Here is a 19,990-nt window from a genome sequence, read left to right as displayed (position 1 = left end):
ACAACGAAAAAAGGATGTCCGCCCTTTGTTGCTGGACATCCTTTCCCTTTCGCTGTGAACGGTTATGGTCAGCTTTGTTTCGCCGCTTTTTCCGCCTCTTCGATCGCCTGCGGCAGATAGTAGCGGTAGGCGCGGTAGCCGGCCCAGACGCTGCCGGCGCCTAGGGCGATAAAGATGGAGGAGATGATATAGGTGACAGTTGTCTGATACAAAAACAACTGGTTGACTCCGAACAAGGCGACAAACAGCCCGAGCGCCATGCTCGATTTCGCCGAGAGGAAGCGGCGCTCCATCGGGCGCTGCGAGCGAACGTAGCGGATTTTATAATAGACGTAAAACGAAAAGGAAAATATAATGAAAATAACCAATACGGGCATGCTGGCTCCCTCCGTAGTCCGTTTCTTTTTCCATTGTACATAGAAGCGCGGAAAAATGCCAGCGGTTGAAAATGACAAGCCATAAAAAGGGGACGAAGTGATGAAAGACGTTTGCCGGGACATTCTTGAAACGATTCGCCAATTTGATACGATCATCATCCATCGCCACGTGCGCCCGGACCCGGACGCGTACGGGTCGCAAGGCGGGCTGGCGGCGCTGCTTCGGGCGTCGTTTCCGGAAAAACAAGTGTATGCGGTGGGGACGGATGATCCATCGTTGTCATTTTTACGTCAAATGGATGTCATTGACGATGGCGCCTATGAACAGGCGCTCGTGATTGTCTGTGACACGGCGAACGAAGAGCGGATTTGTGACAGCCGCTACCGGCTCGGGCGGAAGCTGATCAAAATCGACCACCATCCGAACGATACGCCGTACGGCGACATCATGTGGGTTGACACCGACGCCAGCTCGACGAGCGAAATGATTTACGAACTGTATTTGGCCGGCAAAGACGACGGGCTGACGATGACCGCCGAGGCGGCGCGCCTGATTTATGCCGGCATTGTCGGCGACACGGGCCGTTTTTTGTTTCCGCGTACGAGCGAAAAAACGTTTCGCTATGCCGGAGAGCTCATTTCGTACGGCTTTTCGCTGACGGAATTGTATGACGGGCTGTACCGGACGAGCCTGCCGCTCGCCCGTTTGAGCGGTTATGTGCTGTCGAATTTCACGATCGATGAAGGAGTGGCGGCGGTGAAAATGCCGCGGGCGCTGCTCGAAGAATACGGCGTCACCCCGCTTGAAGCGTCGCAGCTTGTCGGGCTGCTCGGCAACATTGATGGCATCATCGCCTGGGTGTTTTTCGTTGAGGAGGAGAAGGAGATTCGCGTGCGTTTTCGTTCGAAAGGGCCGGTCATCAATGTCGTCGCCAAGCGGCATGGCGGCGGCGGCCATCCGCTGGCGGCCGGCGCGTCGATCGCTTCATGGGAAGAAGCCGACCGCATTGTTGAAGAGGTGAGAGCCGTTTGCCGGGCGGAACGGTAACAGAAGGGGGCGAGAAGGGCGTCATGCGGCGCCGCCCCCTCTTTTGCCGCCTGATGCAGCGTCCGGCGCTCTTGTCGGCGTCGGGGTGTCGGTTTGTTTTGGCTTTTCTCGTTTGTCGGCTGCATGGCGTGTTAAGGGAGCGGCTTCAATTTCACTTCCACAGCCAAAAGGGTGAAAATGGTGAGCGTATGAATTTCCAGCCGGTACGCTTTTTCGTGGATCGTATACGTTTTGTTTTCAATTGCCCGCTTGATCAGCTCGCGGCTGTTGTACACCGTTTCAATATCTTTGGTGATTAAATGGGACAAATCTTCTTTCACACTGTCTTCGATGCGGAACGCTGTGTACGAATCAAGCTTGTATTGCTCGGCGTTGACAAGGTGGACGGACACGTCCTGCACGGTCAGCTTTTTTTTCATTTCTTTGTTGTAATGGATATAGTCTTCTTGCCAAATGCGAATTTCATTTTGCAAGTCGGCGATCTGCTCGTTCAGCTCATTGACGTGCCGCACCTGCTTTTCCTGCAGGACGCCGAAAATGTACAAAAAGACAAACCAGCTGATGAGCGCCCCAATCGCTACGCCGGCGAAAAAACGCTGCCATGACGGATATTGGTAATACGGAGGAATTCTCATGGCGAAATGTGCTCCTGTGTCAGCCACGTAATGATCGCCACTCCTGTTTGCGCGCCGCCCATGGCGGACAAAATGAGCAAAAACTGCCGCACAATGTCTTTTGTTTCCCCGAGAAACAGCCCTCGCTCGACGACGTAAAACGTATCAAACGTTCCGCCGATGGCGGCGACGACCGCCCAAATGCGCAAGTCGCCGGCAAACCGGTACATGGCCGTCAGCGGCTGGCCGCCGCTCAAAAATGCGCCGAGCGCGCCGATGATGGCGCCGCCAAGCAACACGCCGACCGCGATAAAATAGCTTTGGATCAACGCCGGCAAAAACGCTGCTTTTTCGTCCATCGTTTCCCCGCCCTTTCTTTCTCTTTTACTATGTATATCAACGAATGGGACGGAGCATGCAGCCAATGGAAAAGTTTTCGTCCGCAGACGGATGAATAAGGGAGGGCTGTCTATGACGTTTGTGCACTTGCATGTGTCAAGCGGCTATAGTTTGTTTCAAAGCACGGCCACCGTGGAAGCGCTGGCGGCCAAGGCGAAACAGCTCGGCTGCCCCGCCTTGGCGTTGACCGACCGCAACGTGCTGTATGGCGCTCTGCCCTTTTACAAGGAGTGCCAGCGCCATGGCATCCGTCCGATCATCGGCGTGACGGCCGATATTGCTCTCAGCGGGGACGGCGCCTATCCGCTCGTGCTGTTGGCCGCCAATGAGGAAGGGTACCACCATGTAATCGAAATCAGCACGATGATCCAAATGGGCGAAGAAAAGCAGATCGATGAAGACGCCCTCCGCCGGTTGAGCGGTGGAATTGTCGCCATCACCCCGGGGGCTGAAGGGCGGGTCGAGTCGCTGCTGGCCGCCGGGGAATGGCAGCAGGCGAAAGCGGTGCTCGCCCGCTATCAACAGCTGTTTCCTGGCTGTTTGTATGTGGCTGTCCAGCGCGGCGAGCGGACGCGCGCACCGTACGAAGGAGCGTTGCGGCAGTTGGCGGAAGAAGCCGGGGTTCCGGTCGTGGCGACGAATGACGTCCGTTATGTTGAGCGCGGCGACGCCGCAGCGTGGCGCTGCCTGCAGGCGATCAGGCTCGGCGTGCCATTTGCTGACGTCCAAGAGGATGGCGGCCGTTATTTGGCGGCGCCGGATGAGATGGCGCGCCGGTTTGCCGACTTGCCAGAAGCGCTTGAGAACAGCGCGGCGATCGCTGATCGGTGCGAACTGCACATCCCGTTTGGCGGCTGGCGGCTGCCGAAATTTCCGGTGCCTGACGGCGAGACGGCGGACGGGTATTTACGCCGTCTGTGCGAACAAGGGCTCGCCCGCCGTGTGCCGGGCGCCGATGAGCGTTACTGGAAGCGTCTGCGGCATGAGCTTGATGTCATTCAGGCAATGCGCTTTAGCGATTATTTTTTGATTGTCGCCGATGTGGTTGCCTACGCCCGCCAACGTGGCATTCTCATCGGACCGGGCCGCGGTTCGGCGGCCGGCTCGCTCGTCGCCTATGCTTTGGCTATTACCGATGTCGATCCGATCCAATACGGGCTGTTGTTTGAGCGGTTTTTGAATCCGGAGCGGGTGTCGGTGCCGGATATTGATCTTGATTTTCCCGATGACCGGCGCGAAGAAATGATTCGCTATGCGGCGGACAAATACGGGCGCGACCGCGTCGCGCAAATCATTACGTTTGGGACGTTCGGCGCCAAGTCGGCGCTGCGCGAGACGGCGAAAGCGCTCGGCATTCCCGGGAGCGAGGCGGAGCGGGTTGTGTCGCTTTTGCCGGATAAACAAGGGGTGACGATCCGCCAATGGCGCAGCGAGTCGACCGCGTTCCGCCGCGCCGCCGAAACGGTGCCGGACGGCAAGCAGTGGCTGGATATCGCGCAAACGCTCGAAGGGCTGCCGCGCCATACATCGATTCACGCGGCTGGCGTCATCATCAGCCCTGAGCCGCTTGTGCGCCAAGTCCCGTTGCAGCCAAGCCATGGCGAATGGCCGCTCACGCAATACGCCATGGGGTCGCTCGAGGCGCTCGGCCTTCTCAAAATGGATTTTCTCGGCTTGCGCACGTTGACGCTGCTCGGGCAAATGGTGCGTCTCATCGAACGGCAGACAGGAAAGCCGTTTGATGTGCGTCGCGTTCCGCTTGACGACGAAAAAACGTATGCGCTCCTGAGCGCCGGAGAGACAAACGGCATTTTTCAGCTTGAATCAAGCGGAATGAAGCGTGTGCTTGCGGAATTGCGGCCGTCGGAGCTGGAAGACTTGGTCGCTGTCAACGCCTTGTACCGGCCGGGGCCGATGGACATGATTCCTGCTTATATCCGGCGCAAGCGCGGAGACGAGGCGATTTCGTATATCCATCCTGACCTTGAGCCGATTTTGGCGCCGACTTACGGAGTGCTGATCTACCAAGAGCAAATTATGCAAATCGCCGCCCGCATGGCTGGGTTTTCGCTCGGACAAGCGGACGTGCTCCGGCGGGCGGTGGCGAAAAAAGAGAAGGCGCGTCTCGCTGAACAGCGGGAGGCGTTTGTCGCCGGCTGCACGGCGAACGGCTATCCAAAGGAAGTTGCCGAGGAATTGTACCGGCATATCGTCCGCTTCGCCGATTACGGCTTCAACCGGAGCCACGCGGTCAGCTATGCGCTGTTGTCGTATGCGATGGCCTACATTAAAGCCCACTATCCGCTTTGTTTTTACGCGGCCATGCTCTCGGGCGCTTCCGGCGACCGGGAAAAAACGGCTCTTTACGCTAGCGAAGCAGCGCAAAAAGGGATTCCGCTGCTGCCGCCATCCGTCAACCGGAGCGGCTATCGGTTTGCGATCGAAGGCAAGGCGATCCGCACCGGGCTGGCGGCGGTGAAACATGTCGGCACAGCGGCGAGGCTCATCATCGAAGAGCGTCGGGAGCGCGGACCGTTTGCCGATTTTTTCGATTTCGCCATCCGCCTGTTGCCGAAAGGATTGCCGCGCCCGGCGCTTGAGGCGCTCGTTTTGGCCGGCGCGTTTGATGAAATGGACGGGGAGCGGGCTTCGCTTTTAGCGAGCATTGACGTGGCGGTCGAACACGTGCAATTGGTCGGGCCGTACTTGGACACAGGCGGATTGTCGCTGAAGCCGAAATACATGGATGCCCCCCCGCTGCCGCCGGATGAGCGGCGGAAACGGGAAAAAGAGTTGCTCGGGTTTGCCGTCACCCCACATCCGGCCGCGGTCTGCCGCCCGCTGTTTCAAGCGGCCCGGGCGGTGCCGATTGCCGAAATGCACGGTTCGGCGGCCGTGGTCGGCGGCTATGTGGCCAAACAGCGGAAAACGAGAACGAAACGGGGGGAGGAAATGGCGTTTGTGACAATCAGCGATGAAAGCGGGGAAGTGGAGGCGGTCGCCTTTCCGTCCATTTATGCCCGCGCCTCCGATGAGCTGGCGGAAGGAAACTTTGTGTTGCTTTTTGGAACGGTCGACCGGCGCGCAGGCAGGCGACAGCTCATCATCCGCCGCGCCGGCCTCCTGCCCGTGTCGGCGCTATACATTAACGCGAGCCGGGCCGATGAGGCCAAATTGTCCAAGCTGAAACAGCTGCTTGAGCAGCAGCGCGGCGCTACGCCGGTCTATTTGTATGACGAAGCGAAGCGGACGCTTCTCCGTCTTCCGGAGCAGTACGCCGTCGCGCTCACAGCGCCGCTTGTCGATGGGCTGCTCGCCTTATTCGGCTTCGGGCGCATTGCTGTGAAATAACTTCCCCTTTACTATTTCGCTATTTTATTATATCGTATAACCATTAGGTGGTCAGACCAGTGCGTCTGGCTGCGGTTGAACGGCATGCCGCCCACGCATGGAGTATGGCATGAACCGAAAAGGAGGGGTCTCCGTTCAACGATGAAAAAGTGTACGCCGAGACGTTGAAGCATATCCATCGTCTCGTTGTCGAGGATGGCCTTGTCCCGGGCGACAAGCTGCCGTCAGAACGCGAGCTGGCCGAGCGGCTCGGCGTCGGCCGCTCGTCGGTGCGCGAGGCGCTGCGGGCGCTTGAGTTTCTCGGCCTGATTGAGACGCGGCGCGGCGAAGGGACCTACTTGTGCGAGGTCGGCGGACATCAGCTGATTGAGTTGCTGGCGATGTTTTTGCTTGAAAATGAACGGGCGAAAGCGGATTTGGCGGAAACGAAATGGCTGATCGAACGGCTGCTGCTCGAGCTCGCTTGCCTCCGCTGCAGTGAAGATGCGCTGGAGAGGCTGGAAAAAACCGTTCGCCAAAAACCGACTGATTTCACGCCGTTTTTTCAGGCGGTCGCTGAGGCGGCTGACAACTACTTGCTCATCCGCATTTGGCGGGCGCTGTCTAGGTTTGCCTCCGCCTGTGCGCCCGACCCACCGCTTGCCGACTCGTTTTATGACCAGCTGTTAGCAGCATTGAAAAAACGCGATCCGGCTGAAGCCGCTGCTGTCTGGGAGAGGCACCGGCCTTCGCCGTTGTCGAAACAGAACTGACACCGTTTGACAAACAACCGCTTGCATTTTCGATAAAGTAGTAGAGAGGCGAAAACGCAAAGGAGGAGCTCCCTCGTGTGGAAAGATTTATTTGCCAAAAAGAAGAAGTATGCGTCGCTTCCTTCCGAGCAAGTGAGGCATGAGGTGCCGGAAGGCGTGATGACGAAATGCCCGCAATGCAAAAAAATTATGTATACAAAAGAGTTGGTGAAAAATTTGCGCGTTTGCCTAAGCTGCGGCTACCATCATCCGATGCCGGCGCGCGAACGGATCGAGAGCGTGCTGGATGACGGCAGCTTTCGCGAATATGATGCCGATATGATTTCTGTCAACCCGCTCGGGTTTCCGGGCTACATAGAAAAACTCGAGGAAGACCGGCGCAAGTCGGGATTGAACGAGGCGGTCGTGACCGGCGAAGGGACGCTTGACGGCCATCCGCTCGTCATTGCGGTCATGGATTCCTCGTTTCGCATGGGCAGCATGGGCTCTGTTGTCGGCGAAAAAATCACCCGTGCAGTCGAACAAGCGCACGATAAAGGTGTGCCGTTTCTCATTTTTACCGCTTCCGGCGGCGCCCGCATGCAAGAAGGGGTGTTAAGCTTGATGCAAATGGCGAAAACGAGCGCGGCGCTCAAACGGTTCAGCAGCGACGGCGGCTTGTTCATTTCCGTCATGACCCATCCGACAACAGGCGGCGTATCGGCGAGTTTCGCCTCGCTTGGCGACTACAACTTCGCTGAACCTGGCGCGCTCATCGGCTTCGCCGGCCGCCGCGTCATCGAACAGACGGTGCGCGAAGAGCTGCCGGAAGATTTTCAGACGGCGGAGTTTTTGTTAAAGCACGGTCAGTTGGATGCCGTCATTCACCGCCATGAGCTGAAAGAGACGCTGGCGGTCGTGCTTCGCATTCACGCGGGAGGAGGGGAATCAGGATGGTGGCGGAATTAGAATTCGAAAAGCCGCTTGTCGAGCTGCGCCGCAAAATTCAAGAGCTGAGAGAGTTTATGAAAACGGCCGATGTCGACTTGTCGGCGGAAATCGAGAAACTGGAGGCGCGCCTCGCCAAGCTGGAAAACGACGTGTATGCCAATTTGACGCCGTGGGACCGCGTGCAAATCGCCCGCCATCCGCAGCGGCCGACGACGCTTGATTATATTGGGCGGCTGTTTGCGAATTTTCTGGAATGCCATGGCGACCGCTGCTTTGGCGACGATGAGGCGATCGTCGGCGGCATCGCCGAATATGACGGGCTGCCGGTGACAGTCATTGGCCACCAGCGCGGCAAAGATACGAAAGAAAATTTGCGCCGCAACTTCGGCATGCCGCACCCGGAAGGCTACCGGAAGGCGCTGCGGCTCATGAAGCAGGCAGAAAAGTTTTCGCGGCCGATCATCTGCTTTATCGACACGAAAGGCGCCTATCCGGGCAAATCGGCCGAAGAGCGCGGGCAAAGCGAAGCGATCGCCCGCAACTTGTTTGAAATGGCAGGGCTCACCGTGCCGGTCGTCTGCATCGTCATCGGCGAAGGCGGAAGCGGCGGGGCGCTCGCCCTTGGCGTCGGCAATCATATTCATATGCTTGAAAATTCCACGTACTCGGTCATTTCGCCGGAAGGGGCGGCTGCTATTTTATGGAAGGATGCGTCATTGGCGCAACGGGCGGCGGAAACGATGAAAATTACCGCTCACGACTTAAAAGCGCTCGGCGTCATTGACGAAATCATTCCGGAAGTGAAAGGCGGCGCCCACCGCAACGCTGACGAGCAGGCAAAGGAAATGGACCGCGTGCTGCGCCGGTCGTTGAAAGAGTTGTTGGCGCTTGACGGCGAGGCGCTCGTCCGGCAGCGCTATGAAAAATTTAAACAAATCGGCCAAGTGTCGTTTTTGCAGGAAACGATTCGGGCAAGATAAGGAAAAAGCTGTCTCGACTTTCGGGGCAGCTTTGTTCTGTCCATGAAAAAATTCTGTTCATGTAAGCCGTTTCAACAAGGCGTCGCTGTTGTGTTCCGCCCATGTTCATGGTACATTAGGGTTGTTCAAGAGCGACAGATGTATGAGGTCGGACGTGTTGAATTTGATGCAAATGAGGTGGAATGAGTGAAACGGATTGGTGTGTTGACAAGCGGCGGCGACTCGCCGGGCATGAATGCGGCCATTCGCGCGGTTGTCCGCAAAGCGATTTACCACGGGGTGGAAGTGTACGGCGTTTATCACGGGTATGCCGGGCTGATCGCCGGCAACATCAAAAAGCTGGAAGTCGGCGATGTCGGGGATATTATCCACCGCGGCGGCACGATACTCTATACGGCCCGCTGCCCGGAATTTAAGACGGAAAAAGGGCAGAAAAAAGGAATCGAACAGCTGAAAAAGCACGGCATTGAAGGGCTGGTCGTCATCGGCGGCGACGGGTCGTACCAAGGGGCGAAAAAACTGACCGAGCACGGCTTTCCGTGCGTCGGCGTGCCGGGAACGATCGACAACGACATTCCGGGCACCGATTTTACGATCGGGTTTGACACGGCGCTCAATACGGTCATTGATGCCATCGACAAAATCCGCGACACGGCGACGTCGCACGAGCGGACGTACGTCATTGAAGTGATGGGCCGCCATGCCGGCGACATCGCCTTATGGTCGGGGCTGGCCGGCGGGGCGGAAACGATTTTAATTCCGGAAGCCGATTATGATATGAACGACGTCATCGCCCGCTTAAAACGCGGCCATGAGCGCGGCAAAAAACATAGCATCATCATCGTGGCGGAAGGGGTCGGAAGCGGCGTCGACTTCGGCCGGCAAATCCAAGAAGCGACCGGCTTTGAGACGCGCGTGACGGTGCTTGGCCACGTGCAGCGCGGCGGGTCGCCGACGGCGTTTGACCGCGTGCTCGCGAGCCGCCTCGGCGCCCGGGCGGTCGAGCTGCTGCTTGAAGGAAAAGGCGGGCGCTGCGTCGGCATCCAAAACAACCAGCTCGTCGACCATGACATCGCGGAGGCGCTGGCCAACAAACATACGATCGATCAGCGGATGTACGCATTGTCGAAAGAATTGTCCATTTAAGTCCCGAGGGGAAAGGAAGAAGACACGATGAAGCGGAAAACGAAAATCGTCTGCACGATCGGGCCGGCAAGCGAGAGCGTGGACAAGCTCGTGCAGCTGATGGAAGCAGGAATGAACGTGGCGCGCCTGAACTTTTCGCACGGCGATCATGAAGAGCACGGGCGGCGCATCGCCAACATTCGCGAAGCGGCGAAACGAACGGGCCGAACGGTCGCCATTTTGCTTGACACGAAAGGGCCGGAAATCCGGACGCACAATATGGAAAACGGCGCCATTGAGCTGAAGGAAGGGGCAAAGCTCGTCATTTCGATGAGCGAAGTGCTCGGCACGCCGGAAAAAATTTCGGTCACGTACCCGGGGTTGATCGACGATGTGTCCGTCGGCGCGAAAATTTTGCTTGACGACGGGCTCATCGGCCTGGAAGTCAACGCGGTCGACAAGCAAGCGGGAGAAATCGTCACGACCGTGTTAAACGGCGGCGTGTTGAAAAACAAAAAAGGAGTCAATGTGCCGGGTGTCAAAGTCAACTTGCCGGGCATCACCGAGAAAGACCGGGCTGACATTTTGTTTGGCATTCGCCAAGGGATCGATTTCATCGCTGCCTCGTTTGTGCGCCGGGCGTCCGATGTGCTGGAGATCCGCGAGCTGCTTGAGGCGCATGACGCCCTCCATATCCAAATTATCGCCAAAATTGAAAACGAAGAAGGCGTCGCCAACATTGACGAAATTTTAGAAGCCGCCGACGGCCTGATGGTGGCGCGCGGCGATTTGGGCGTGGAAATTCCGGCTGAGGAAGTGCCGCTCATTCAAAAACTGCTCATTAAAAAGTGCAACATGCTCGGCAAGCCGGTCATTACGGCGACGCAAATGCTCGATTCGATGCAGCGCAATCCGCGTCCGACGCGGGCGGAGGCGAGCGACGTCGCCAACGCCATTTTTGACGGCACCGACGCCGTCATGCTTTCCGGGGAAACGGCGGCCGGCCAGTATCCGGTCGAAGCGGTGAAAACGATGCACCAAATCGCGCTCCGCACCGAACAGGCGCTTGAGCACCGCGACATTTTGTCCCAACGCACAAAAGAAAGCCAAACGACGATCACCGACGCCATCGGGCAGTCGGTCGCCCACACCGCGCTCAACTTGGATGTGGCGGCGATCGTGACGCCGACCGTGAGCGGAAAAACGCCGCAAATGGTGGCGAAGTATCGCCCGAAAGCGCCGATTATTGCCGTGACGTCAAATGAAGCGGTATCGCGCCGGCTGGCGCTTGTGTGGGGCGTGTATACGAAAGAAGCGCCGCATGTGAACACGACGGACGAAATGCTCGATGTCGCCGTCGATGCGGCGGTGCGCTCCGGGTTGGTGAAGCACGGCGACTTGGTCGTCATCACCGCCGGCGTGCCGGTCGGCGAAACCGGTTCAACGAACTTAATGAAAGTGCACGTCATCAGCGATTTGCTGGCCAAAGGGCAAGGGATCGGCCGCAAGTCGGCGTTTGGCAAGGCGGTCGTCGCCAAAACGGCGGAAGAGGCGCGGCAAAAAATGACAGACGGCGGCATTTTAGTCACTGTCAGCACCGATGCCGACATGATGCCGGCGATCGAAAAAGCGGCAGCCATCATTACTGAAGAGGGCGGGTTGACCAGCCATGCGGCGGTCGTCGGTTTGAGCCTTGGGATTCCAGTGATTGTCGGAGTGGAAAACGCAACAACCTTGTTTAAAGATGGGCAGGAGATTACGGTGGACGGCGGGTTCGGGGCCGTCTATCGCGGCCATGCCAGCGTGTTGTAACGCGGACTGAAACAGCCTTGGCCAGTGGAGCCAAGGCTGTTTTTTACAAAGTCGGCCTGCCGACGATAAAGCGCCAAATGTCGCGGAAGACGTTGGCGCTGTGGAGCGTGCGGATGATGACGAGCGCGACCGGACCGGCGATGAGGCCGAGGAAGCCGAGCAGCTTGAAGCCGACAAACAAGGCGATGAGCGTCGCGAGCGGGTCGAGCCCGATCGAGGAGGAGAGCACTTTCGGCTCCATAATTTGCCGTTGGACGAGAACGACGATATACAAAACGCCGAGCCCGATCGCAAACGGGATGTCGCCGCTGATGGCGGCGTAAATGATCCAAGGCACGAAGACGATGCCGGTCCCGAGGTAGGGCAAAATATCGACAAAGCCGATGATCAACGCGATCGTAATCGCGTAATCGACGCGCAAAATGAGCAAGCCGATCAACACGATGACCGTCGTAATCGAAATGAGCGTCGCTTGCGCTTTAATAAAGCCAAACAACGCCCGCTTCAAATCCAAAAACACCGTTTTCCCGCTCGTGCGGGCTTTCGCCGGCAGCCAACGCTGCGCCATCCGCATTAAGCGGTGCCAGTCTTTGCTGATGAAAAAGGTCGCCAACAGTGAAAAAATAAATACGGTCGCCGCGTTTGGCAGCCAGGCGATGAGCTGGGGAATGTTTTGCAGCACGCGCTGAATGAATTCGCCGACCGTCGTCGCGATTTGCGTTCCGACCGCCTGAATGTTTTGCATGATCGTATCTTGTTGATCGGCGTTCAAGCTTTTAAACAAGACGGCCAAGTCTTGGTAAAGCGGGATAAGCTGATTGGCGGCAAACGATTCGATGTACGCGACGAGCGCCTGGAATTTTTCCGGCACCACATTGGCCAAATATTGCGTTCCCGAAACGATCTCGGCGATCAACAGCGTCACCAGCCCGGCGACAGCGGCGAACAAGACGATGAGCGTGGCGCTGACCGCGAGCCAGCGCGGCATTTTTACCTTTCGTTCCAACAAGTCGACGACCGGGTTGATGAGAAAGGCGATGAAAAAGGCAATGATAAACGGGTACGTCAATGTTGCGGCATAGTAGGCGGCGGCAGCGCCGAACGCAACGATCGCGATGACGATGAGAAAACGCAAAAAGCGGTCAACATATATTCGGGACAATGTTTCACCCCCACTCGTTTTCCATACTGATATATTACATGTTTCTTTACGAAGAAGCAAAAAGACAAGTTTCAGAGGAAAGGGCGAACAATCATGAACGAACCCGTCTTGTTTTTGCTCGGGCTGCTTTTGGTCGGCCTATTGGCGAAAAACAAATCATTTATTGCCGCGATTGTCGTGCTGCTTGCCATTAAACTCGCCGGCCTCGATCAGCGGCTGCTCCCGTTGATCCATGCCAAAGGCCTCAACTGGGGCATTACGCTCATTACGATCGCCGTGCTGGCGCCCATTGCCTCCGGGGAGATCGGCCTTAAGCAGCTTGCCGGCTCGCTGCAATCGTTGGCGGCCTGGGTGGCGCTTTTATCTGGCATTCTTGTTGCGTTGATCGCGAAAGGGGGCGTGACGCTTTTGGCGAATGACCCACATATCACCGCGGCGCTTGTGTTTGGCACGGTCATTGCGGTGTCGCTGTTTCACGGGGTGGCGGTCGGTCCGTTGATCGGCGCGGGGATTGCCTATATGGTCATAAAAATGGTAGAATATTTTTGAACTGGGGCGGGGAACGTTATTCTTATGTAATGTCTTTTGCCAGGACGATACATTTCCGTTCACAAAAGTCTGATAATTGTTTATAATAGTAGGCGTAAGCTAGTTTTCGGGTCAAGCGGCGCCCCCCCGCCACAGCGCGGCGGCATCCGCGCGGTGATGTAAGCACTTTCGAGAGCGTGCGCTTGTTTTTTGCGCCTGTTTCGAGCAAGCGCTCACCGGCCGTAAAGCGGCAAGCAGGAACGAGGAACTATAAAGAAAAGGGGAGATTGACATGACGGTAACCCGCGGTTTGGAAGGAGTTGTAGCGACAACCTCTAGCATCAGCTCAATCATCGACGATACATTGACGTATGTCGGCTATGACATCGACGATTTGGCCGAAAACGCTTCCTTTGAAGAAGTCATTTATTTGCTTTGGCACCGCGAGCTGCCCACGAAAGAACAGCTCGAGGAGCTGAAACAGCAATTGGCGGAAAATGCCGACATCCCGCGCGAGATCATCGAACACTTCAAGCTCTATCCGATTGAGAACGTGCATCCGATGGCCGCGCTGCGCACTGCCGTCTCGCTTCTTGGCCTGTACGACGAAGAAGCGGACGTGATGACGAAAGAAGCGAACTACCGGAAAGCGATCCGCTTGCAGGCGAAAATTCCGACGATTGTCACTGCCTTCGCCCGCGTGCGCAAAGGGTTGGAACCGGTTGCGCCGCGCAAAGATTTGAGCTTTGCCGCCAATTTCTTGTACATGCTGACCGGCAAAGAACCAGACGACATCGCCACGGAAGCGTTCAACAAGGCGCTCGTGCTGCACGCCGACCATGAGTTGAACGCGTCGACGTTTACGGCGCGCGTCTGCGTAGCCACGCTGTCCGATATTTATTCCGGCATCACGGCGGCGATCGGCGCGTTGAAAGGACCGCTTCACGGCGGGGCGAACGAAGCGGTGATGAAAATGTTGACGGAAATCGGCACGGTCGACAACGTCGAGCCGTACATCCGCACGAAGCTCGCCAACAAAGAAAAAATTATGGGCTTCGGTCATCGCGTCTATCGGAAAGGCGACCCGCGCGCCAAGCACTTGAAGAAAATGTCGGAAAAACTGACGAAGCTCGTCGGCGAACCGCACTGGTACGAAATGTCGACGAAAATCGAGGAAATTGTCACGTCGGAAAAAGCGCTGCCGCCGAACGTTGACTTTTATTCCGCTTCGGTTTACCATTGTTTAGGAATCGATCATGATTTGTTTACGCCGATTTTTGCCGTGAGCCGGACATCGGGATGGTTGGCCCATATTTTGGAACAATATGACAACAACCGTCTCATCCGTCCGCGCGCCGAGTACACCGGCCCGGGCAAGCGGGCGTACGTGCCGATCGACGAGCGCGGCTGAAACAAGTGGACAAGGCGGTGAAGGCGAGCCTTCACGCCTTTTCAATAAAAAACTGGCATTGGGGGTTTTACTCGTGACGCAAGGGGAAAAAATTACTGTCACCAATGGTGTGCTCAATGTTCCAAACAATCCGATCATTCCGTTCATTGAAGGGGACGGAACCGGCCCGGACATTTGGGCGGCCGCTTCGCGCGTGCTCGAAGCAGCGGTGGAAAAAGCGTACAAAGGTGAGAAAAAAATCGTCTGGAAGGAAGTGCTCGCTGGTGAAAAAGCGTACAAGCTGACGGGCAGCTGGCTTCCGGATGAAACGCTTGAGACGATCCGCGAATACATAATCGCCATTAAAGGGCCGTTGACGACGCCGGTCGGCGGCGGCATCCGTTCGCTCAACGTCGCGCTCCGCCAAGAGCTCGACCTGTTTGTCTGCCTGCGTCCGGTTCGCTACTTTCCTGGCGTTCCGTCGCCGGTGAAACGCCCGGAAGACACCGATATGGTCATTTTCCGGGAAAACACGGAAGACATTTACGCCGGCATTGAATACGCCAAAGGAACGCCGGAAGTGAAAAAAGTGATCGACTTCTTGCAAAACGAAATGGGCGTGCGCAAAATCCGTTTCCCGGAAACGTCCGGCATCGGCATTAAGCCGATTTCCGAACAAGGGACGAAACGGCTTGTGCGCGCGGCGATCAACTATGCGATCGAACACGGCCGCAAGTCGGTGACGCTCGTCCATAAAGGGAACATTATGAAGTTCACGGAAGGCGCGTTTAAAAACTGGGGCTATGAGCTTGCCGAACAAGAATTCGGCGATAAAGTGTTCACGTGGGCGCAATACGATCGGATCGTCGAAGCCGAGGGCAAAGAGGCGGCGAACAAAGCGATGGCGGAAGCGGAAGCGTCCGGCAAAATCATTATCAAAGATGTCATCGCCGACATCTTCCTGCAACAAATTTTGACGCGTCCGCGCGAATTTGACGTCATCGCGACGATGAACTTAAACGGCGACTACATTTCCGACGCGCTGGCCGCTCAAGTCGGCGGCATCGGCATCGCGCCGGGGGCCAACATCAACTACGAAACCGGCCACGCCATTTTCGAGGCGACGCACGGCACGGCGCCGAAATACGCCGGTCTTGACAAAGTCAATCCGTCGTCCGTCATTCTCTCGGGCGTCATGATGTTTGAGCATCTTGGTTGGAACGAAGCAGCGAAATTGATCATCAAAGCGATGGAGAAAACCATCGCCGCGAAAATCGTCACGTATGACTTCGCCCGCCTGATGGAAGGGGCAACCGAAGTGAAATGTTCGGAATTTGCTGATGCGCTCATCCGCAATATGGACTAACCTTTGAAGGAAAGGGATGGCAAACGATGGCGATGAAACGGAAAAAAATCTCGGTGATCGGCGCCGGATTCACGGGGGCGACGACAGCGTTCCTGCTGGCGCAAAAAGAGCTTGGCGACATCGTATTGGTCGATATTCCGCAGTTGGAAAATCCGACGAAAGGGAAGGCGCTTGACATGCTCGAGTCGAGCCCGGTGCTCGGCTTTGACGCCAACATTATCGGTACGTCGGATTATGCCGACACGGCCGATTCCGACATCGTCGTCATTACGGCCGGCATCGCCCGCAAACCGGGGATGAGCCGCGACGACTTGGTGACGACGAACCAAAAAATTATGAAACAAGTGACGAAAGAAGTCGTCAAATACTCACCAAACTGCTACATCATCGTCCTGACGAACCCGGTCGATGCGATGACGTACACGGTCTTCAAAGAGTCCGGCTTTCCGAAAAACCGCGTCATCGGTCAGTCGGGGGTGTTGGACACGGCGCGCTTCCGCACGTTCGTCGCCCAAGAGCTGAACATTTCGGTGAAAGATGTCACCGGCTTCGTGCTGGGCGGCCATGGCGATGACATGGTGCCGCTCGTCCGCTACTCGTACGCCGGCGGCATTCCGCTCGAGAAGCTCATTCCGAAAGACCGTTTGGACGCCATCGTTGAGCGGACGCGCAAAGGCGGCGGCGAGATCGTCAACTTGCTCGGCAACGGCAGCGCCTACTACGCGCCGGCCGCCTCGCTCGTCGAAATGGTCGAAGCGATTTTGAAAGACCAGCGCCGCATTTTGCCGGCGATCGCCTACCTTGAGGGCGAGTACGGCTATGAAGGGATTTACCTGGGAGTGCCGACGATCTTGGGCGGCAACGGCATCGAGAAAGTGATCGAGCTCGAGCTGACCGAAGATGAAAAAGCGGCGCTGGCCAAATCGGTCGAATCGGTCAAAAACGTCATGCGCGTGTTGGAATAACGAAAAGGCGAAAATTCGGGCGCTGTCCCGAATTTTTGCCCGTGATGAATGAAAGCGCTTTCTAGACAAAGGGGTGGGAACGTGTTGAAAAAACGGAAACCCGGGAGAACGATCGGGGAGATTCAGGTTGGAGAAAAACTTGTCTTTCAGGCGTCCATTGAGGACAAAGACTTGCTTCTTTACCTTGGACTGACCGATGATGCCAACCCGCTTTACATCCAACATGACTACGCTTCGCAGACGCCGCTCGGCCGGCCGGTTGTGCCGCCGATTATGTTGACGGGGATGATTACGTCGGCGGTCTCCAAATATTTGCCCGGTCCGGGAAGCTACATCACCCGGCAGGACATCCGCTTTCTCCGCCCGGTTTACCATTATGAGACGCTCGAATTTTGGCTCGAAGTGACCGGGGTGGATGAGGAAGGCCATTGCGTCACCTTGGCCGTGACCGCGACGCGCGGGACGGAGACGGTGCTGGATGGAACGTTGTCCGTCTGTCCGCCGCACGCCTTGCCGCGTTTTGATGGCCGGGTTTTGGAAAATTTTTGACCGGAATCGTGTTTCGCCGGCGGCCAAAAGCCGGCGACAACGTGCGAGAGACTGTTCCTTGCGGGGCTGCTTGCCCGCCGGGGGAGCAGTCTCTTTATTTTTTTCTGTGACAAATCGCGAGTTATGGTATCATAAGGGCAGAAACTATCGGATGAAACGGAGGAGCGGCATGGAAAAAAAAATTTTAGTCGTTGATGACGAACAGCCGATCGTGACATTGTTGGCGTACAACTTGGAGAAAGCCGGCTTTCAAGCTGTGGCTGCCTATGACGGCGAAGAAGCGCTCGCCAAAGTGGCGTCCGAACAGCCGGCGCTCATCATTTTGGACTTGATGCTGCCGAAGCTTGACGGTGTCGAAGTGTGCAAGCGGCTCCGTCAGCAGCAAATCATGACGCCGATTTTAATGCTGACGGCCCGCGATGACGAGTTTGACAAAGTGCTTGGCCTCGAGCTTGGCGCCGACGATTATATGACCAAGCCGTTCAGCCCGCGGGAAGTTGTTGCGCGGGTGAAGGCGATCTTGCGCCGTACGGAGATTGCACAGCCGGCGGCGGAGGCGGGCGAGCGGCTTGCCGTCGGCCGGCTCGAGATTTTTCCAGAGCGATATGAGGCGGCGATCAGCGGCAAGCCGCTCGAGCTGACGCCGAAAGAATTTGAGCTGCTCCTGTATTTGGCGCGGCATAAAGGGCGGGTGCTGACGCGCGACCAGCTGCTCAGCGCGGTATGGAACTATGATTTTGCCGGCGATACGCGCATTGTCGATGTCCATATCAGCCATTTGCGCGAGAAAATCGAAGAGGACACGAAAAAACCGGCATACATCAAAACGGTGCGCGGCCTCGGCTACAAACTGGAGGAGCCCAAGCGGCATGGATAGCTTGCGCAACCGGCTGTTGTTTTGGCTCATCACGCTCATCGTCACGGTTTTGATCGCCCTCGGTTTGCTGCTTGGACAACTGCTCAAACAGTTTTACGCCGAGACGATGAACAAGCGGATGGAAAAAGAGGCGAAAGCGCTCGCCATTTTGCTTGAAAATGAACCGCTCGAGCAAATCCGCGCCGATTTGCAGGAAATGGGGAATGAACTGTCGTCCCGCATCACCGTGCTCGATAAAGAAGAACGGGTGCGGTTTGACAGCGGTCGCGTCGCAGCGATCAGCGACAAAGACCATGAGCGCATCGTCCGCACCATTTTGCGCAAACAGCAGTTTCCGCGCTTTTCGGTTATTGAAAAAGCGAACGATGTATACTATTACATCGCTCCATACGGACGCGGCTCGGAGCGAGACGGCTATGTCGTGTTAAGCACGCCGACGAGCTCACTGAAAAAAGTGAACCAACAAATTTGGGGCGTGCTCACGAGCAGCCTCGGCATGGCGCTCGTTGTCATCATCGCCCTCGTCTGGAAAATCGCCAATCAATATATGAAGCCGATTGAAGAAGCGACGAAAGTGGCGTTTGAGCTGGAAAAAGGCAATTACGCCGCCCGTGTGCCCGATGGTGAATATAACGAGGCCGGGATGCTTGTGCGCTCGATCAACCGGCTGGCCCGCCATTTGCAGGAGATGAGCCGGGCGCGGGAAATTCAGACCGATCGGCTTCACACGCTCATTGAAAACGTCGGCAGCGGCCTGTTGTTTATTGACCACCGCGGACATATTTCTCTCATCAATCGGGCGTTCCAGACTCAGTTTCATCTCGATCCGTCGGATTGTTTGTACCGTCCGTACGCCGATGTGCTGCCGCACCGCGACATCGTCCGGTTTATCGATGATATTTTCATCACTGAAACGACGATGCGCCGGCATATGCGGCTGACGATTGGCATCGAGCGGAAACATTTCGATGTATACGGGGCTCCCATCATTGGCACGAACGCCGAATGGAAAGGGATCGTCGTCGTGTTCCACGACATTACCGAGCTCAAGCGGCTCGAGCAAATCCGCAAAGACTTTGTCGCCAACGTGTCGCACGAGTTGAAAACGCCGGTGACGTCGATCCGCGGATTCGCTGAGACGCTGCTTGACGGGGCGATGAAAGACGAAGCGGCGCTTGAGCATTTTTTGACCATCATTTTAAAAGAAAGCGAGCGGCTGCAGACGCTCGTTGAGGAACTGTTGGACTTGTCGAAAATCGAGCAGCACGGATTTCAGCTGCAACTCGAAGACGTGGATATCGCTCAAGTCATCGCCGAAGCGGCTGCTGTGTTTCGCCAAAAAGCGGCGGAAAAACAAATTGATTTGCATATCGAATCGCCATCCGGGCTTGTCATCCGCGGTGACAGAAATCGGATGAAGCAAATTTTGCTGAACTTGCTCGCCAACGCCATCACGTATACGCCGGAGCACGGACGGGTCGCTGTCGAGGCGGAAGAGACGAAGAAAGAAGTGCTGATCCATGTGAAAGACACCGGAATCGGCATTGAGGAAAAAGAAATCCCGCGCATTTTTGAGCGTTTTTACCGCGTCGACAAGGCGCGCAGCCGCGATTCCGGCGGAACGGGGTTGGGCCTGGCGATTGTGAAACATTTGGTTGAGGCTCACCATGGATATATTACCGTAGCGAGTAAAGTGGGGCGCGGCACCGTGTTCACGATCCATTTTCCAAAGCCGGGGCGGTAGCCGGCTTCTTTTTATGGCCGC

At 56.6% G+C, this 19,990-nt stretch carries 18 protein-coding genes; 14 read left to right on the top strand and 4 right to left on the bottom strand.

Features of this window, described 5'->3' with window-relative positions; all coding sequences use genetic code 11:
- Positions 1 to 68 precede the first annotated feature (68 nt).
- Positions 69 to 377, bottom strand: coding sequence for a YtpI family protein (locus CV945_RS05125; protein ID WP_044743532.1), 309 nt, complete (start codon positions 375 to 377; stop codon positions 69 to 71).
- A gap of 100 nt (positions 378 to 477) precedes the next feature.
- Here CV945_RS05125 and CV945_RS05120 point away from each other — a divergent pair, with 100 nt between their 5' ends.
- Entirely contained in the window at positions 478 to 1,425 is a 948-nt protein-coding gene (locus CV945_RS05120; RefSeq protein WP_033008569.1) for a DHH family phosphoesterase, read from the top strand.
- Between the two features lie 131 nt (positions 1,426 to 1,556).
- Here CV945_RS05120 and ytrI read toward each other — a convergent pair whose 3' ends face one another.
- Complete coding sequence (gene ytrI / locus CV945_RS05115; protein ID WP_033008567.1) at positions 1,557 to 2,060, bottom strand: sporulation membrane protein YtrI; 504 nt, start codon at positions 2,058 to 2,060, stop codon at positions 1,557 to 1,559.
- Positions 2,057 to 2,398, bottom strand: a complete 342-nt coding sequence (gene ytrH / locus CV945_RS05110; protein ID WP_033008565.1) for a sporulation membrane protein YtrH — start codon at positions 2,396 to 2,398, stop codon at positions 2,057 to 2,059. The genes ytrI and ytrH overlap by 4 nt, the downstream gene beginning before the upstream one ends.
- A 112-nt stretch (positions 2,399 to 2,510) precedes the next feature.
- Here ytrH and dnaE point away from each other — a divergent pair, with 112 nt between their 5' ends.
- The 6 genes from dnaE (at position 2,511) to pyk (ending at position 11,388) form a co-directional block, all read left to right on the top strand.
- The gene (gene dnaE / locus CV945_RS05105; RefSeq protein ID WP_044743531.1) at positions 2,511 to 5,789 is read left to right on the top strand and encodes a DNA polymerase III subunit alpha; all 3,279 of its coding nucleotides are present in this window, start codon (positions 2,511 to 2,513) and stop codon (positions 5,787 to 5,789) included.
- Between the two features lie 149 nt (positions 5,790 to 5,938).
- Positions 5,939 to 6,541, top strand: a complete 603-nt coding sequence (locus tag CV945_RS05100) for a FadR/GntR family transcriptional regulator (RefSeq protein WP_033008561.1) — start codon at positions 5,939 to 5,941, stop codon at positions 6,539 to 6,541.
- A 75-nt stretch (positions 6,542 to 6,616) separates the two neighbouring features.
- Positions 6,617 to 7,489, top strand: a complete 873-nt coding sequence (accD, locus tag CV945_RS05095; RefSeq protein WP_100659264.1) for an acetyl-CoA carboxylase, carboxyltransferase subunit beta — start codon at positions 6,617 to 6,619, stop codon at positions 7,487 to 7,489.
- Positions 7,474 to 8,451 (top strand): acetyl-CoA carboxylase carboxyl transferase subunit alpha, encoded by a 978-nt coding sequence (gene accA, locus CV945_RS05090; protein ID WP_100659263.1) that lies wholly within the window; start codon positions 7,474 to 7,476, stop codon positions 8,449 to 8,451. Before accD ends, accA begins: the two co-directional genes overlap by 16 nt.
- 186 nt (positions 8,452 to 8,637) lie before the next feature.
- Complete coding sequence (pfkA, locus tag CV945_RS05085) at positions 8,638 to 9,597, top strand: 6-phosphofructokinase (RefSeq protein WP_100659262.1); 960 nt, start codon at positions 8,638 to 8,640, stop codon at positions 9,595 to 9,597.
- Positions 9,598 to 9,624: 27 nt separating this feature from the next.
- Positions 9,625 to 11,388, top strand: coding sequence for a pyruvate kinase (pyk, locus tag CV945_RS05080; protein ID WP_100659261.1), 1,764 nt, complete (start codon positions 9,625 to 9,627; stop codon positions 11,386 to 11,388).
- Positions 11,389 to 11,431: 43 nt separating this feature from the next.
- Here the strand turns inward: pyk and ytvI are convergent, their stop codons facing one another.
- Positions 11,432 to 12,550, bottom strand: a complete 1,119-nt coding sequence (ytvI, locus tag CV945_RS05075; protein WP_044743526.1) for a sporulation integral membrane protein YtvI — start codon at positions 12,548 to 12,550, stop codon at positions 11,432 to 11,434.
- A 93-nt stretch (positions 12,551 to 12,643) separates the two neighbouring features.
- On the opposite strand from ytvI, the gene CV945_RS05070 reads away from it, so the two are divergent.
- The 7 genes from CV945_RS05070 (at position 12,644) to pnpS (ending at position 19,969) form a co-directional block, all read left to right on the top strand.
- On the top strand, positions 12,644 to 13,099 hold the full coding sequence (locus CV945_RS05070) for a DUF441 domain-containing protein (protein ID WP_044743525.1): 456 nt from the start codon (positions 12,644 to 12,646) through the stop codon (positions 13,097 to 13,099).
- Positions 13,100 to 13,370: 271 nt separating this feature from the next.
- A complete protein-coding gene (gene citZ / locus CV945_RS05065; protein ID WP_047818860.1) occupies positions 13,371 to 14,489 on the top strand; it encodes a citrate synthase in 1,119 nt (372 codons plus the stop codon).
- Between the two features lie 73 nt (positions 14,490 to 14,562).
- Positions 14,563 to 15,834, top strand: a complete 1,272-nt coding sequence (gene icd / locus CV945_RS05060; protein WP_100659260.1) for an NADP-dependent isocitrate dehydrogenase — start codon at positions 14,563 to 14,565, stop codon at positions 15,832 to 15,834.
- A 26-nt stretch (positions 15,835 to 15,860) separates the two neighbouring features.
- Entirely contained in the window at positions 15,861 to 16,799 is a 939-nt protein-coding gene (mdh, locus tag CV945_RS05055) for a malate dehydrogenase (protein ID WP_033008547.1), read from the top strand.
- 81 nt (positions 16,800 to 16,880) lie between these two features.
- The gene (locus CV945_RS05050) at positions 16,881 to 17,348 is read left to right on the top strand and encodes a MaoC family dehydratase (RefSeq protein ID WP_044743543.1); all 468 of its coding nucleotides are present in this window, start codon (positions 16,881 to 16,883) and stop codon (positions 17,346 to 17,348) included.
- A 169-nt stretch (positions 17,349 to 17,517) separates the two neighbouring features.
- Entirely contained in the window at positions 17,518 to 18,225 is a 708-nt protein-coding gene (locus CV945_RS05045; protein WP_033008543.1) for a response regulator transcription factor, read from the top strand.
- A complete protein-coding gene (pnpS, locus tag CV945_RS05040) occupies positions 18,218 to 19,969 on the top strand; it encodes a two-component system histidine kinase PnpS (protein WP_100659259.1) in 1,752 nt (583 codons plus the stop codon). The genes CV945_RS05045 and pnpS overlap by 8 nt, the downstream gene beginning before the upstream one ends.
- Positions 19,970 to 19,990: the final 21 nt, after the last annotated feature.

The sequence above is a fragment of the Geobacillus sp. Manikaran-105 genome (assembly GCF_002809955.1).
Lineage (GTDB): Bacteria > Bacillota > Bacilli > Bacillales > Anoxybacillaceae > Geobacillus > Geobacillus thermophilus.
The sequence above is the reverse complement of the archived record's forward strand: the minus strand, read 5'-3'. Positions and strand labels throughout refer to the sequence as shown.